Here is a 15370-nt window from a genome sequence, read left to right as displayed (position 1 = left end):
GCTTCAGCTCAGCCGAGTACCGCTTCGATCCTGCCGCTGCCATAGGTTTCATTCTCCCTTGAGACGAACCCTCCGGAAACACCGGGACGGATCAGGAAGCGCTCCCGGTGCCAGTTGCCATGTCGCCACCTCGGCCCTCACCGTGTCTGGGCTGCGAGCGGAAATGGTCACTGCATCATAGGGCAGATCCGACATGCTCAGATACTGATGCGTCGACAAATGGTAGACAAATTTCATTACATGCGATCCGTGGGGTCGGAAAGCGGATTGCCCATGGTTCTCGACCCTGCAACGACGAGATCATCACCTGGTCCCCAACACTAGTGCATTGACGGCGTGACGGTTCTCGTCAAAGCCTTGTTGCAGACTGACATTCAGAGAATATCGAGATCTGGATCGACGCCACGGCGCCAAACTGGGCTGTATTCTAGAATGTGAATACCAGCAACCACGACTTCCCGTTAGTCCATTGCCTACGGCACGAAACGCGGGGCGCCATTTCATCACACTCCCGAGCTCAGACAACACCCATTGTTCCGGCCGATGGTGAACCGGGTCTGCGCACCGTGATCGGACCTACCTCAGTCATCTCGATATCCGTCCGGGAGTGGGGCCTGCGCGAATCTCGCGAGCCAGCCTGCGCCGGTGAACAACTCACCTTTCAGATCGTCGTCGGAGAGTTCGTCGATCCGAGTCCACATCGTGCCGTCGCCGCGGTCGAGGACCATCCGGACCGGCAGTTCGCGGATCTCGTTCTCCTGAAATTTCGCCACCATGTCATGCACCACGCTGATCGCCGTCTGCATCGTGGCGTCCAGCACGATCGCCCGGTGCTCGGCCGTCATCTGCCGAAACCGTGCGCTGTTCACCACCGGCAGCACGGCCGAATCGTAGAGATAGGCGCAGAATCGCCCGATGAGATCGAGACCGTCTGCGGGGCGTTCGGTGTCAGCCACTCGAGCTTCCCTTCCTCGTGGGATCGAGCGCAGCGGCAATCGAGGGAGTCAGCTGCATGTCCGAGAACGCTATCAACGCGTGCCGTGGTGGCCGGGCAGACGCGTCATCGCCGTCATTCCTTCGGATGCCATCCGAAATCACCGAGCGTCCGGGCGGCGCACCTGCTCCCAATCCGACCCGCACGAGTACCCATTCTCGTCCTGACCACATCCCGTACTCGCCCCGAATGATTTCTGTTGATGACGACCGTCCAGCGAGGTTGGCTACCACCTGCAGGGGATGGCCACGTCCACGAACAGACGACGGGCATTGTCGTCGACGAGATCGCAATCCGAACACGCCAGAGCACAGCGACGTCGACCGCCAGATCGAAGTGACCGACACCGGGTCGCGGTGCGGGGGAAGGGGCACCATGTCGTGAGCCGTATCACGTCACGTTCGGCCGGATTCGGGTTGGGCGGTCGCGTGCGCCTACGCGTGCGTGTGTGCACGGCGGGTGTCCTCTGCACGCTCCTGGTCGTCGCCAGTGCTGTTCTCGGACAACCAACCTCCGGCCCTCTGGGCGGTGGCGCCACGCTCCCGGCCGGGGTGGCCTTTGATGCCGACGTGGCAATCACCGATGCGGACATCGCCATCACCTGGCGAGTGGTCAATGGCAGCAGCCTGGAACTGCTGATCCCAACGCTGGTGTCGCACAAGGGTGTAAGTCCGGAGGGTGAGGCTTATGTTGTCGCGGCCGGCCGCAACGTCGAAATCGCACACGGTTCTTCGACTGGCCCGACGAGGTCGAGGAGATGGCGACACCGCCGAGCGTGGGTGTACTGCGGGTCGGCCCCGGTGCCTCCGACACGCGAACCATCCGGGTGTCGCGTTCCTTGGCGGCCTACCACCCGTTCGGTGGCGGCTTCCGCGGCTACCCCACCCTCCCCTCGCGCCCCGAGGATGTGGTCTTCTGCCTCGGGAAGACTCCCGAGCCATACTCACCTGCACTGGGACTCGAGAAGGACGACAACGGCGTCGAGTTCGCTAGGCATGGCCGAATCGCCTACGAGCAGCAGCACCGCTCGTGCACAGAGCCGGTGGCCCTCTGATGACCCGTCCCGGTGAACCATCCGACACGCCGTCGGTGAACCCCGCAGGCTGAACTCCCATCTGCGCGGAATGCATTGCGTGCAGGTGGGAGTTCGGCGTGCATCTGGCACGCTAGTTGCACGGAGCCGGCCCGTGAAAGCAAAAAACCGCCCGGGACCAGGCGGTTTACTTGCTCCCCCAACTGGACTCGAACCAGTAACCGTTCGATTAACAGTCGAATGCTCTGCCAATTGAGCTATGGGGGATTGCTCGTTTCGGTCCGTCCGGGCCCCTCGCGGAGTCCTTCAGAACCGAACGCTGACTCTAGCGTATCGGGCGAGCAAACGACAAAACGCCTGCTCACGACCTCGACGGCGTCGGCACCCCCCATGAGTGCCGGCGCCGCCGAAACCGTTCCCCGCGTCGGTCAGTGACCTGCCACCACGTCGGCCTCGTCGACGGTGACCGGTGTCCGCGCGTTGGGCAGGAACCAGTACGCGAAGCAGACGATGCCGAAGAACAGGTAGCCCAGAGCGACTTCCGGGTTCGCCGCCCACGTCACCTCCGGCGCGTGGATCAATCCGATGAACGACAGCACCGCTCCGACGGCGCACGCGATCGCCGCGAAGTGGAACTTCTTGTCCAGGATGAACGTGACGATGGCGCCGAGCACCAGTCCGACCAGCACGGCTCCCTGACCCAGTGTCGTCAGGCCGCTGTAGACAAGTCCGGCGTTGGTCAGGGCGTCACCACCGACGTCAGCGGCGGTGGTGTTGGCCGCCGCCAGCGCATTGTCGATCAGACCCGACCCCCACTGAGCGAGGTTGGGCAGGATCGCGGCGACGACGGCCACCGCATGCAGGCGCGGCACCGCCTGGAAGGCCTGCGCACCGATCAGCAGACCGATGTAGAGCAGGATCGGCACGATCGCGGGCACCGGCAGTAGCGCCTCGAGGACACCGAACAGCCCGGCGAAACACAGCACGCCGACCGCGACGCCACTGGCCAGCGAATAGCTCGATCGTCCGCCGGCGTCCTTCCATCCGGGGTGGCCGATGTACACCGCGGGCGGGAACGGCGACCCGAAGGCCGCACCGATGCAGGCACCGGCACCGTCGGCGAGCAGGACGCTGCGGAGGTTGTAGTTGTCACCGGCCGCCGCGGCGCTCTCGACGTTGCTCATCGCCTCGGTGAAGTTGTAGACGCCCAGCGGGATCGCGGTACCGAGCAGCGGCGCGAGATCGCCGAGACCGGAGAAGAGCATGTCGAAGCGCTGATCCGGGATACCGACCGCGATGTCGGACACCGCCTGCGACAGATCGGGCACCGACATGAACCCACCGATCCAGCCGATCGCGGTACCCACCAGCAGGGCGGCCAGGCCTACGGGGATGTTGCCCGGCAGCTTCACGTCGGTGAAGAAGCCGATGAGGATGATCGCCAGCACCGGCAGGCCGATCCATGCCGCATCCCACATCTGCCCGGCCGGCCGCATGGCGATGAACGTGATGGAGATACCGGCCAGGGTGCCCAGCATCGCCGCACGCGGTGTGAGCTTGCGGACGTAGGGCCCGATGAAGGCGCCGATCATCACGATGACACCGATCATGAACGCCCACGCCACACCGGCCTGCCACGCCTGCATCGCGTCATCGGTCTTCAGATAGACCGGCAACATCACCACGAAGACGACGATGAACATGTGCGGGACGCTCGGCCCGTACGGCAGCGCCGTCACATCGGTACGCCCCTCGCGTTGTGCCAGTCGCCGCGCCAGGAACGTGTAATACACGTTGCCCAGCACCAGCGCCACACCGAGAGCCGGCAGGACCGTCCCCAGGACGTCGGCGGCGGGGATCTTGACGACGGCGATCATCAACCCGGTCAGCGTGAGGACGTTGACGAGGATGTTGAATCCGAGCCCGAAGAAGGCGTTGGTGTCGCCCCGGGTCCACCACGGAACGGTGGTGGGCGCGGGCGTCTGCGGTGCTGGCGGCGCGGTTTCGGCGGTGGCACTCATGACGGAAATCCTTTCGGCAGAACAGATGTGGCGAGACAGGTGTGGCGAGGGTTGGGTACGGATCGTCGGAGGGTGTCGGGGATGGTGAAGAGGGTTGTCGGGTCAGGAGGCGGCGACGATGCCGGGGCGCTCGCTGCCGGTGAGGGCGGCGATGATGTCGGCGCTCGCGGCGGTCCAGCCGAAGATGCCGCCCTGTGCGGCGATCATGTCCAGGCCGACGCGCTGGAACTCGGGGAAGTACGAACCGACGCAATCGGCGACCACGACGCACTCGTATCCGCGGTCGTTGGCCTCGCGGGTGGTGGTGTGTACGCACACCTCGGTGGTCACCCCGGTCACCAGTAGTTGCGTGATCCCGTTGTCGGACAAGATCTTTCCGAAATCGGTGGCATAGAACGCGCCTTTACCGGGTTTGTCGACGACGTACTCCCCCTCCATCGGGGCGAGTTCGTCGATGATGTCGTGGCCGTACTCCCCGCGAATGAGGATGCGTCCGAACGCGCCGGGATCACCGATGCGTTTGCTCGGCGCACCGCGGTGGAGTTTGGCCGGTGGACAATCCGACAGATCGGGTAGGTGGCCCTCCCGGGTGTGGACGATGACCATGCCGGCCGCCCGGGCGGCCGCCAGCAACTCCATCAGTGGCGGCACCACCTTCTGCAGTTGACCGACGTCGTTACCCAGGGTTTCGCCAAATCCCCCGGGCAACAGGAAGTCTCGTTGCATGTCGATGATCACCAGCGCGGTGTGGTCGAGATCGAGATCGATGGGGCGGGTTGTGCGGTGATGGACACCATGAGAATCCTCTCGGGGGTGGGTACGACGATCGGGAGTTGGCGGCGGGTCGACGGTCAGGACGGGATGGGCGCAGCGGCCGCGGTGTCGGCGCCGGCGGCCGCGTGCGGCCGGGGCTCGTCGAGTAGCGCCGCCGCCAGACCCAGGGCGGCATCGTCGGTGAGCGCGTTGCCGAGGAGCATCGCGCTGTGCGGCCGGCCGTCGGCGGTATGACCTTGTGGCACCGCCACTCCCATCAGATCCAGGAGGTTGCCGAAATGGGTGTAATGGCCGAGTGCGGTATTCGCTGCGATCGGCTCGGCGAGCACTTCCTCGACGGTGAAGGTGCGGCCGATGGTCGGGACCACGAGCACGTCGATCCCCCGCCATACCTGCGCGGCAACACCTTTGAGGTCTTGCAGCCGTTGCATCGCGGCGAAGGCGTCGACGGCGCTGTAGTCGAGTCCGCTGCGCAGGATGTCGCGGACGACCGGATGGATGGAGTCGGGATGTTCGGCCAGGAACTCCCCGAACACCACCAGCCGTTCGGCCACCCACGGTCCGGCGTAGAGTAACTCCCCCGCCGCGAGAAACGGCTCCAAGGAGACGTCGACGACGTCGATGGGGGTCGGCATCTCCATGTGCGACAACCTGTTCCGGAACGTCAGGTGCGCCTCGCACATCTGCTCGTCGCCGAAGAACTCCAGTTCGTCGACCGGGGGCAATCCGACCCGTAGCCGATCCCCGCCCCAGGCCGGACCGGCCGGCCGCGACCAGGGATCGGCGTCGTCGACGGCGGCCAGCACCGCCATCACACGATCGACATCGTCCACGCACCCGGCCATCAGGGTGATGCAGTCCAACGACTTACACGCCGGCACTAGTCCGACCGCACTGATGAGACCGCGCGACGGTTTGTACCCGACGACGCCGTTGAGGGCGGCGGGCACCCGGCCCGATCCGGCGGTGTCGGTGGCCACAGCGAACGGCACCTGCCCCAGCGCCACCGCCAGCGCTGATCCGGAACTCGAACCGCCGGAGATCATTTCGTTCCCGTACACACTGCGGGGAATGGTGTACGGGGTGCGGGTTCCGTTGAGGCCGGTCGCGAACTGATCGAGGTTGGTCTTGCCGACATACAGCGCTCCGGCGTCGAGGAGGCGCTGCACCGCGGGCGCGGTCTTCTCGGCGACATAGGCGAAGTCCGGGCACGACAACGTGGTCGGCACCCCCGCCACGTCGATGCTGTCCTTGACCCCGAACGGCACGCCGTACAGCGGTAGCCCACGAGCCCCCGGACGCGACTCCAATTCTGCTGCCGCCGAGAGCAATTGATCGCGCGGAACGGTGGAGAGCCAGACCCCGTCGTCGCCGCGCGCCTCGATGGCGTCGGCCACCCGACCGGCCGTTCGTGTCGGCGACCCACTTCCACTGATGTGACTGTCGATGATCTCGGCCACGGATGGTCCCGATTGGGGACCCTGGCCCGTCGTTGAAAATCTCATAACGTCGATTGTCGACAGAATCATGGCGCCTGGGGAACGGTTATGTGTCGTTTGTGTTAGCGACTGTCCGCCGCGTCACGCACCGATCAGGTGGCTCTCAGGCGGACACATCGGCGTCGTCGCCGGTCGCCGCAACGAGATCCAGATATCGGAGGTGCCCGTGATCATGCATCGCCGCGACCACAGCGTCGGGATCATTGGATTCCAACGCCTCGAGAATGGTCCGATGCCTGCGCAGTCCGTCGTCGGACCCGTGGTCGTCGGCCTCGGACCGAAGGTTGACCGCCATCGGCAGTTGCAGTTTCAGCAGGATCGGCGCCAGGGCGATGTCGAGTTGCCGATTGTCGGCCAGCGCCACCACCGCCGCGTGGAACCGGCGGTGCGCATCGTCGCGTTCCAGGTCGTCCGACGCCCGCCGCAACTGTTCGTAGGCCTCTCGGACGGCGGCGAGCTGGGTGTCGGGGTCGCGCAACGGCAACGCCGACTCGATCGCGAACCGCTCGAGCAGCGCCCGGAGCTCGAACAGTTGCAGGATGTCACGCGGCGACCATTCCGCCACCCGCACACCCCGCCGCGGTAGGTGTTCGACCAGTCCCTGCTGCGCGAGGAGACGAAGCGCCTCACGGACCGGGGCACGGCTGAACCCGAGATCGGCGCACAGGTTCTCCTCGACGACCTTCTCACCGGGTTGGAGTTCGCCGGACAGGATCGCGTCGCGGATACGGCGGGCGGCGACGTCGACGAGGCTCTCCGGAAGCCCGCGCGCCCTCTCTGCCCCGTCGTGCCCCGCCATCGTCGAAACCGCTCCCTGGTGTCGGCGCCCGTCGGATTCGTCGGCGCTCTCGTGCAAACTCCCGTCGAGTCTAGTCATGGGCGATCGCGCCCAGCGACCACGACGCCGCAGGCATCCGCCGAGCGGTATGCGCGGTGCGGTAATCTCGCTGCCCGGGCATGTTTCACGCCCCACGGGGCGGTAGCTCAGTCGGTTAGAGCCGCGGACTCATAATCCGTAGGTCGCGGGTTCGAGCCCCGCCCGCCCCACCATCGAGGCCGCAACCGGCTTCCAAGCGCGCCGTCGTCCCGTCGGCAATCCAGCCGTTGCAGGCACGCGACGACGTCGAACACCATGGGAATGGGCCGGGACATCGTCCGGCCCAGGCACATTCACGGTTCGGCCCTCCACCACCCGGATGTGGACGATCGCCGTCACCGGCGAGACCAAAGACCCCAATCCGCCATCGGAGGTCCCGACCTCGCCGAAAGCGCTCCCGGCGCTGCGTGCCCGGGCGTAGCGTCGCCGCCATGAACGCAATGTGGGTGATGCCGGCAGTGGCCCTCGTGTCGTGTGTGATCATCGGGATCGGGTTCGCAATCGGAATCCCGGGCAACAAAGACTGACGCCGACACAACGAGCCCGCGCCCGATGAGGTCATCGGGGCGCGGGCTCGTGTAGTCGCCGACCGCGCAGCCGTCGCAATTCTCACCGCCGCTCCCCCGTTGCATTCTGCTACAGTGGCGCATGTAGCAGAATGCAACACCGACAGTGGGAGTCCGCGATGGCCGATACGGCAGACAAGGTCACCCGTTTCTCGGCCGCCCTGGTCGAGGAGGCCGGCACCGAGGGAGCCCGCGAACACCGCTCGGCGCGTCAGCAACTCGAGCACTGGGCCCGCGTCGGCCGTGGAGTGTCGCTGCGCACCAGTTCCGCGCGACGACGAGTCGAGGCCGCATTGGCCGGCACCCTCCCGATCGGCGAACTCACCCCGGAGGAGTCGGTCGTCTTCGACGCCGAGATCGACGCGCATCTCGAAGAACGACTCGCCCGCACCGACGTGGTGACCGATCGTGCCGCTCAGGGATTTTCGTCGGTGGCACTCGATGAGCTCGGCCGGATGGTCGAGTACCGGCCGGACGGGTCGACGGTCATCCTGGAGTGAGCCCTCGCCTCGATCTGGTCATCGGGTGCAACGGCGCGGGCAAATCGACTCTGGCGCAACAACACCTGATGCCGCTGCTGCACACGCCGTTCGTCAATGCCGACGAGATCGCACGCCTGCGCTGGCCCACCGCACCCGCCGAACACTCCTACGAGGCGGCAAAGATCGCCGCCCGCACCCGCACGACGCTCATCGGGCTGCACAAATCGTTCATCGCCGAGACCGTCTTCTCCCACCCGTCGAAACTCGACGTCATCGACGCCGCCCACGAGCACGGGTTCCGCGTGATGCTGCACGTAGTCATGGTTCCCGAGGAACTCGCCGTCCACCGCGTTCGACTGCGCGTGACCAGCGGCGGCCATACCGTCCCCGAGGACAAGATCCGCGCTCGCTACGCCCGTGTCTGGCCGCTGGCGGCCGAGGCCGTGCGCCGCGCCGACCAGGTCACCGTCTACGACAACAGCATGTCGCGACCTCGCATCGTGGCGCACTTCGTCGACGGCACCCCGGTGGGCGCGCAGGACTGGCCCGAGTGGACGCCACATGCTCTCCTACCAGCCCCGTCATCTACCGAGTGATATACCCCACACCGGTCACGACGAGTGAAACGCTGCGCTCACTGCCCATCCGGACAGGTCACGCCCCATACTTTCTGGCAATCGAGAAGGAGCAGCGCCGACAGGCGATCAGGGGGCGAGGACACTCATGCGGAGTATCGATCACATCTGGGGACGGCCCGCGCCGATACCCGACCGCTGCGGCATCATCCACACCTACGCCGGCGGATGCACCTACAACGCCGACGACCCGCACCGGCCCTTGTATCCGCCGGAACTACGCCCGGGTAGTCGTCTCGACGACGCCGCCTGAAGGGTTCCGTGACGCCGCGTCCACGGCGAGCCCCCATGATCTCGAGGTCAGCCGGCGTCGGCGGCACCCGGGTCGACGGCCTGCTCCAACAGACTGCGGCGGTAGGCCTCGAGGGCCACGAGATCCCCGAAGACCGCGTTATAGGCGTCGGGATCCTCGCTGGGCGACATGCGACGTAGCCGCGACTTGATGTCGGCGATCTGCGCGCCGACCCACACTTCCTGCAGCCGGGCCAGCACGCTGTTGATGTAGCGCGGAATGTTCTCCTCCACCACCGGCATCGGCTCGACCGCGAGTTCGGTGACCAACGGCCAGAGCACCGGATCATCGACCTCGTGATTGACCGCGTCCACCCATTGGGCGCCACCCATCCCCGACGACGTGCCGCCGAGATCGGCCATCACCTGACGCATACGCGCGTACGCGGGGTCGGTGAAGCATTCGCCGGGCAGTGAGTCGAACACGGTGCCGGCGATCGCCGGATACTGCAACGCCGCCTTGAGCGCCTCGCGCTCCGGCCACAGTCGCGGGTCGTCGGCGCGGGGCTTGCCCGGTTCGGGCGCCTTGGCGGCCTCGGGTCGCTCACGACGATTCGTCCGGATGCCCGTGGGCGGCGTCCGTCCGCTGGCGCGGGCATGCCGGGCCCCCTCTTCACGAACCCGTGCGAGCACCTGCGGTACCTCTTCCCAGCCCACCCAGCCGGCCAGCTGCCGGGCGTATTCGTCGCGCAGCGCAACGTCTTTGATGCGTGCGACGACGGGCACCGCCTCACGGAGTGCGTGCACCCGGCCTTCGGCGGTGTCGAGATCATAGGCCGCGATCAACGTCTTGATCGCGAACTCGAACATCGGTACCCGGCGGGCGATGAGGTCGCGGACGGCGGCGTCACCGCGCCCCTGGCGCAGTTCGCACGGGTCCATCCCGTCGGGCGCGATGGCCACGAAGGTCTGTCCGGCGATCGACTGTTCACCCTCGAAGGCCTTGAGCGCGGCCGCCTTTCCGGCGTCGTCGCCGTCGAAGGTGTAGATGACCTCGCCGCGGAAGTACGTGTCGTCCATCATCAGCCGCCGCACCAATGCAAGGTGGTCCTCACCGAAGGCTGTCCCGCAGGACGCCACCGCGGTGGTGACACCGGACAGATGCATCGCCATGACGTCGGTGTAGCCCTCGACGATCACCACCTGATGCCCCTTGGCGATGTTCTTCTTCGCCAGGTCCAGGCCGAAGAGCACCTGAGACTTCTTGTACAGCATGGTTTCCGGCGTGTTCATGTACTTGCCGAGGTTGTCGTCGTCGAAGAGTTTGCGAGCCCCGAATCCGATGATGTCGCCGCCGAGGTTGCGGATGGGCCACAGCAGGCGTCGATGGAATCGATCGATCGGCCCCTTACGCCCCTGCTTCGACAACCCGGCCGCCTCGAGCTCGGAGAACTCGAATCCCTGCGACAGCAGGTGCTTGGTCATCGTGTCCCACCCGCCGGGGGCGTAGCCACATCCGAACTGGGCCGCCGCGGCCGCATCGAAATTGCGGTCGGTCAGGTAGTCACGGGCCGTCTGCGCCTCGGGTGACTTCAGCTGTTCGACGTAGAACGCATGCGCCGCGGCATTGGCCGCGGCCAGCCGGGCCCGCGTCCCCCGATCACGTTGGACGCTGGTGCCGCCGCCCTCATAGTGGATCTGGTATCCGAGCCGGTCGGCAAGTTGCTCGACGGCCTCGACGAAGCCGATGTGCTCCTGCTTCTGCAGGAAGCTGTAGACGTCGCCACCCTCACCGCACCCGAAGCAGTGAAAGTGCCCATGATGCGGGCGGACATGAAACGACGGGGTCTTCTCGTCGTGGAAGGGACACAGTCCCTTGAGCCGATCCGGACCGGCCTGCCGCAACGCCACGTACTCGCCGATGACGTCCTCGATGCGGGTCTGCTCACGGACTGCCGTGATGTCGCGATCGGGGATTCGGCCTGCCACTTTGACCAGTGTAGTGACCGCCGTCGCGGGCGTCGGCACGGTGTGCACTGCGGCCGAATGGGACGGGGCGACCCGGGATCGCCGCTACCGTCGGATGCGGAGCGACCGACCATCCTGGTCGCCGATCGACAAGGAGCACCATGACATCGCTGTCACCGACCGATGACCTGCCCGTCGACGCGCAGGCCCGCCTGACCAGCGGACACGACTTCTGGACGACCAAGCCCGAGGGGTCGTTGCCGTCGATCCTGATGACCGACGGCCCGCACGGTCTGCGTCGTCAGTCCGGGGCCACCGACAACCTCGGGATCTCTGGCAGCGAACCGGCGACGTGTTTCCCGCCCGCGGCCGGGTTGGCGCAGTCGTGGGATCGGACGCTGGCGCGGCGGGTCGGTGCTGCCATCGCCGACGAGGCCCGCGCGCAGGGCGTCAGTATCGTGCTCGGACCCGGCGTAAATCTGAAACGCTCACCGCGCGGTGGACGCAACTTCGAGTACTACTCCGAGGATCCCCACCTGACCGCCGCGCTCGGCGGTTCCTGGGTGCACGGGCTGCAGAGTCGCGGGATCGGGGCATCGCTGAAGCACTTCGCGGTCAACAATCAGGAAACCGATCGGATGCGGATCAGCGCCGACGTCGACGAACGGTCCCTGCACGAACTGTATCTGCGGGCGTTTCGCCAGATCGTCATCGACGAGCAACCGTGGACGGTGATGTGTTCCTACAACCGCATCAACGGCGTGCACGCCGCCCACAACCGTGAACTGCTGACCGAGATCCTGCGTGAGAGTTGGGGTTTCGACGGAGTGGTGGTCAGCGACTGGGGTGCGGTGGCCGAGCGTGTGCGTTCGATCGCCGCCGGCCTCGATCTGACCATGCCCTTCCCCGGGCCACGCTCCGACGAGCGGGTCGCCGCAGCCGTCGCCGAGGGCACCCTGGACGCCGGCGCGCTGCGAGCCGCCGCGCGTCGCGTGGTCGCGTTGGTCGGCCGGGCCACCGAGTCGACAGCCACCGATGCCCCGACCGACCCCGTCGACCTCGATGCCCATCATGCTCTCGCCCGGGAGGCCGCCGCCGCGTCGATCGTGTTGCTGCGCAACGACGATGCGCTGCTGCCGCTGTCGACCTCCGAACGCATCGGCGTCATCGGCGCCCTGGCGGCGCAGCCCCGGTATCAGGGTGGCGGCTCGTCGCATGTCAACGCCACCCGCGTCGATGTGCCGCTCGACGAGGTCGGTCACCGCGCCGACGGGGACGTGCCATTCGCCGCGGGCTACCGACTCGACGACACCGACGATTCCGGTCTCGCCGAGGAGGCGGTGACACTGGCGCGGTCGGTCGACACGGTGCTGCTGTTCCTCGGCCTGGCCGACCGTCAGGAGTCGGAAGGTTTCGACCGCACCGACATCGACCTGCCCACCGATCAGATCGCCCTCGCCGCCGCGGTGACGGCCGCCAATCCGCGCACGGTGATCGTGCTCGCCCACGGTGGTGTGCTGGCGGTGTCCCCGCTGGAGGCACCGGCCATTCTCGACGGTGCACTGCTCGGCCAGGCGGCCGGTTCCGCGATCGCCGACGTTGTGTTCGGCGAGGTGAATCCCTCGGGGCGACTCGCCGAAACCATTCCGATGCGGATCGAGGACACCGCCGACTTCCTGAACTTCCCCGGCGAATCCGGGCACGTCCACTACGGCGAAGGACTGTTCATCGGATACCGCTGGTACGACGCCCGCGACCTGGACGTCGCCTTTCCCTTCGGACACGGGTTGACCTACACCAGTTTTGACTACGCCGACCTGCGCGTGTCGGTCGACGCGGAGGCGACGATCGAGGCCACCGTGACCGTAACCAACACCGGTCCGAGGCGCGGCCGCGAGGTCGTGCAGCTCTACGTCGGTGTGCCCGGATCGGCGGTGAGCCGACCGATCCGAGAGCTGCGGGGATTCGCCGACATCGTCCTCGACCCCGGCCAGAGCGGCGACGTGACCATCACCGTGGAGCCGGATGAGCTGGCGTACTGGGATATTCGCGCCCACCGATTCGTGGTGGAATCCGCACCCCACACCATTTCGGTGGGAGCGTCGAGCCGCGACATCCGGGTGACCGCCACGGTGGACATCGTCGGCGATCAACCCCGCATCCCACTGACCATGGAATCCAGCGTGGCCGAGGTCCTCGCCGACCCGGTGGCCGCCGAGGGCATGGCACCGATCGTCGGCGCCATGTTCGACGGCGCCGATTCCGGTGAGGGCATGGATCTGGTGACGATCATGGGATCGGTGCCGGTGGGTCGCATCGTCGACTTCTCGGGCGGCCTGCTGCCACCAGAGGTGTTGCGCGACATCCTCGATCGGGCCAACGCGGCTCACTGAGCGGCGTACCGACCCGCCCGGCGACTACCCGAGGTGCGCTTGCGCCCCGGAGTTCTGCTTGTCCATCCGTTCCAGACGGCCCTCGGTCATCGACGCAATCTGATCGACGATGACCCGCTTGCGGGCCACGTCGTCGGCGGCCTGCTCCCAACTCGGCACAAAGACCGGGTCGAGGCCCCCGGGGGCTGCGGCGGTCAGCCACTCCCCCACCCGGTGAATGCGCTCCCGTTGCCGCGCCTGATGCGCCTTGTGCCGCGCGTTGGAGAAGATGAAGCGCAGCGCAAGGGTTTTCAAGATCGCGACCTCTGCCGCAATCAACGGGGGTACCTGCAGGTCCGCGTCGTACCGGGAGATCGACCGATCACCGACCACCTCACGGGTCCCGGTGATCGCGGCCGAGGCGAATCGTCCGATGAGCTCACTGGTGAGACGCTTGAGTTTCACCGAGGCATCCAGGCTACCGTCGAACACGCCCACCGCCGCCACGATATCCATCCGGGAAAGGCGTTGGGCCGCATCGATCAACGGCTCGGGTTCGAGTTCGGGAAACTCCTTCACACCGATCTCGGCGAGGGTGCGCTGATCATCCGGGTCGGCCAGGGTCCGCAAATCGATGCGGTTGGCGATCACACCGTCCTCGAGGTCGTGCACGGAGTAGGCGACGTCGTCGGCCCAGTCCATCACCTGCGCCTCGATGCATTTGCGGTCCCCTGGCGCGCCACGTCGAATCCAGTCCAGCGCGGCGGCGTCGTCGGCGTAGGCACCGAACTTCACCTTCGGTGGCCGCCGCGTCCACGGATACTTCAGCGTCGCGTCGAGCGATGCGCGGGTCAGGTTCAGTCCGGCGCTACGACCCTGATCGTCGAGGAGCTTCGGTTCGAGCCGGGTCAGGATGCGCAGATTCTGCGCGTTGCCCTCGAATCCGCCGATGTCGGAGGCGAAGTCGTTGAGCGCACGTTCGCCGTTGTGACCGTACGGCGGGTGCCCGATGTCGTGGGCCAGCCCGGCGAGCTCGACCAGATCGGGTTCACATCCCAACCCGATACCCACGCCGCGGCCGATCTGGCCGACCTCCAGCGAGTGTGTCAGCCGGGTTCGCGGCGTATCACCCTCACGCGGCCCGACCACCTGCGTCTTGTCGGCGAGCCGACGAAGCGCAGCCGAATGCAGTACGCGCGCACGGTCGCGCGCGTACTCACTGCGGTGATCGGTCCGCGTTCCCGGAAGACTCGCCACCTTGGCACCCTCGGGCACCATCCGTTCGGTGGCCTCATCGCCGTAGAACGCGGTGGGCGGTATGCCGGACCGCCCCGCGATGGGGGTACTAGTCAAGCACCCAGCCCCGGCCGACGGCGAAATCGGTGATGCGACGACGGATGGCGACGATCTGCGCTGCGGTCAGGTCGTCGGCGGAGTCGAGCAGCAGTTCGGTGAGCTCCTCGGTGAATGCCGCCGCATCGAGGGAGCCGCTACCGGCGCGAGGACGACGCGGACGTTCGTTGCCCTGCCGGTCACCGCCATGGCGATCATTGTGCGAACGTCCACCGTGGTGGTCGTCGCGACGATGCGGGCGCGCACCGGCGGGCGCGTCGTCGGCCGGTGCGGCCTCGGTGACGGCGACGTTGATCGCCTTCGCGCCGCGGTCGGTCTCCTCCACGTCGAAGGACACCTTGGCGCCCGGCTTCAACTCGTTCTCGTCGATGTCGATGTCGTTGATGTGCAAGAACACATCGGCCCCACCGGATTCCGGTGCCAGGAATCCGAATCCCCGATTCGCGTCGTAATGAACGACCTTGCCACTGACTGCCACGACTCTCCCACTCACTCTCTCACTCCGCGCACCACGGACCCCTTGCCCGTGCGGCGGTATGGACTCCAATTGTGACAGACAGCCGCA

The 15370-nt window shown here is 66.6% G+C and carries 13 protein-coding genes and 2 tRNA genes; 6 read left to right on the top strand and 9 right to left on the bottom strand.

From position 1 onward, the window contains the following. Positions 1-581: 581 nt before the first annotated feature. Positions 582-956, bottom strand: coding sequence for a hypothetical protein (locus tag ACWETB_RS13695; protein WP_348804205.1), 375 nt, complete (start codon positions 954-956; stop codon positions 582-584). A 795-nt stretch (positions 957-1751) separates the two neighbouring features. Here ACWETB_RS13695 and ACWETB_RS13690 point away from each other — a divergent pair. Continuing rightward, positions 1752-2048 (top strand): hypothetical protein, encoded by a 297-nt coding sequence (locus tag ACWETB_RS13690; RefSeq protein ID WP_452211635.1) that lies wholly within the window; start codon positions 1752-1754, stop codon positions 2046-2048. 173 nt (positions 2049-2221) lie between these two features. Here ACWETB_RS13690 and ACWETB_RS13685 read toward each other — a convergent pair. The 5 genes from ACWETB_RS13685 to ACWETB_RS13665 form a co-directional block, all read right to left on the bottom strand. Further along, positions 2222-2294 (bottom strand) — tRNA-Asn (locus ACWETB_RS13685). Between the two features lie 161 nt (positions 2295-2455). Continuing rightward, entirely contained in the window at positions 2456-4048 is a 1593-nt protein-coding gene (locus ACWETB_RS13680; protein ID WP_452211633.1) for a regulator, read from the bottom strand. Positions 4049-4150: 102 nt separating this feature from the next. Then, positions 4151-4774 (bottom strand): cysteine hydrolase family protein, encoded by a 624-nt coding sequence (locus ACWETB_RS13675; RefSeq protein WP_452211647.1) that lies wholly within the window; start codon positions 4772-4774, stop codon positions 4151-4153. A 125-nt stretch (positions 4775-4899) separates the two neighbouring features. Beyond that, complete coding sequence (locus ACWETB_RS13670; protein WP_452211631.1) at positions 4900-6327, bottom strand: allophanate hydrolase; 1428 nt, start codon at positions 6325-6327, stop codon at positions 4900-4902. Between the two features lie 97 nt (positions 6328-6424). Further along, a complete protein-coding gene (locus ACWETB_RS13665) occupies positions 6425-7120 on the bottom strand; it encodes a GntR family transcriptional regulator (protein WP_452211629.1) in 696 nt (231 codons plus the stop codon). 174 nt (positions 7121-7294) lie between these two features. Between ACWETB_RS13665 and ACWETB_RS13660 the strand changes: the two genes are divergently transcribed. The 4 genes from ACWETB_RS13660 to ACWETB_RS13645 all read left to right on the top strand — a co-directional run bounded on the left by ACWETB_RS13660 (position 7295) and on the right by ACWETB_RS13645 (position 9134). Then, positions 7295-7371: transfer RNA gene (locus tag ACWETB_RS13660), tRNA-Ile, on the top strand. 512 nt (positions 7372-7883) lie between these two features. After that, the gene (locus tag ACWETB_RS13655) at positions 7884-8264 is read left to right on the top strand and encodes a TA system antitoxin ParD family protein (RefSeq protein WP_452211627.1); all 381 of its coding nucleotides are present in this window, start codon (positions 7884-7886) and stop codon (positions 8262-8264) included. Continuing rightward, a complete protein-coding gene (locus tag ACWETB_RS13650) occupies positions 8261-8842 on the top strand; it encodes a zeta toxin family protein (protein WP_452211625.1) in 582 nt (193 codons plus the stop codon). The genes ACWETB_RS13655 and ACWETB_RS13650 overlap by 4 nt, the downstream gene beginning before the upstream one ends. Before the next feature lie 127 nt (positions 8843-8969). After that, positions 8970-9134, top strand: a complete 165-nt coding sequence (locus ACWETB_RS13645; RefSeq protein ID WP_449743802.1) for a hypothetical protein — start codon at positions 8970-8972, stop codon at positions 9132-9134. A gap of 47 nt (positions 9135-9181) precedes the next feature. Here the strand turns inward: ACWETB_RS13645 and dnaG are convergent, their stop codons facing one another. After that, positions 9182-11101 carry a DNA primase gene (dnaG, locus tag ACWETB_RS13640; protein ID WP_452211623.1) on the bottom strand — a complete coding sequence of 640 codons (1920 nt, stop codon included), beginning with the start codon at positions 11099-11101 and terminating at the stop codon, positions 9182-9184. A 140-nt stretch (positions 11102-11241) separates the two neighbouring features. Between dnaG and ACWETB_RS13635 the strand changes: the two genes are divergently transcribed. Then, a complete protein-coding gene (locus ACWETB_RS13635; RefSeq protein WP_452211621.1) occupies positions 11242-13473 on the top strand; it encodes a glycoside hydrolase family 3 C-terminal domain-containing protein in 2232 nt (743 codons plus the stop codon). 24 nt (positions 13474-13497) lie between these two features. Here ACWETB_RS13635 and ACWETB_RS13630 read toward each other — a convergent pair whose 3' ends face one another. Continuing rightward, positions 13498-14805, bottom strand: coding sequence for a deoxyguanosinetriphosphate triphosphohydrolase (locus tag ACWETB_RS13630; protein ID WP_449743805.1), 1308 nt, complete (start codon positions 14803-14805; stop codon positions 13498-13500). Further along, the gene (locus ACWETB_RS13625) at positions 14798-15283 is read right to left on the bottom strand and encodes a cold-shock protein (protein WP_449743806.1); all 486 of its coding nucleotides are present in this window, start codon (positions 15281-15283) and stop codon (positions 14798-14800) included. Before ACWETB_RS13625 ends, ACWETB_RS13630 begins: the two co-directional genes overlap by 8 nt. Positions 15284-15370: the final 87 nt, after the last annotated feature.

The organism is Gordonia sp. NPDC003950 (assembly GCF_053605205.1).
Note: the sequence above shows the minus strand (reverse complement) of the source record. Positions and strands in the feature narration are given on the sequence as shown.

Bases quoted from the DNA above. Each gene is read 5' to 3' on its own strand.
- ACWETB_RS13690 (WP_452211635.1), top strand. From the start codon at position 1,752: ATGGCGACACCGCCGAGCGTGGGTGTACTGCGGGTCGGCCCCGGTGCC.
- ACWETB_RS13680 (WP_452211633.1), bottom strand. From the start codon at position 4,048: ATGAGTGCCACCGCCGAAACCGCGCCGCCAGCACCGCAGACGCCCGCG.
- ACWETB_RS13675 (WP_452211647.1), bottom strand. From the start codon at position 4,774: ATGCAACGAGACTTCCTGTTGCCCGGGGGATTTGGCGAAACCCTGGGT.
- ACWETB_RS13670 (WP_452211631.1), bottom strand. From the start codon at position 6,327: ATGAGATTTTCAACGACGGGCCAGGGTCCCCAATCGGGACCATCCGTG.
- ACWETB_RS13665 (WP_452211629.1), bottom strand. From the start codon at position 7,120: ATGGCGGGGCACGACGGGGCAGAGAGGGCGCGCGGGCTTCCGGAGAGC.
- ACWETB_RS13655 (WP_452211627.1), top strand. From the start codon at position 7,884: ATGGCCGATACGGCAGACAAGGTCACCCGTTTCTCGGCCGCCCTGGTC.
- ACWETB_RS13645 (WP_449743802.1), top strand. From the start codon at position 8,970: ATGCGGAGTATCGATCACATCTGGGGACGGCCCGCGCCGATACCCGAC.
- ACWETB_RS13635 (WP_452211621.1), top strand. From the start codon at position 11,242: ATGACATCGCTGTCACCGACCGATGACCTGCCCGTCGACGCGCAGGCC.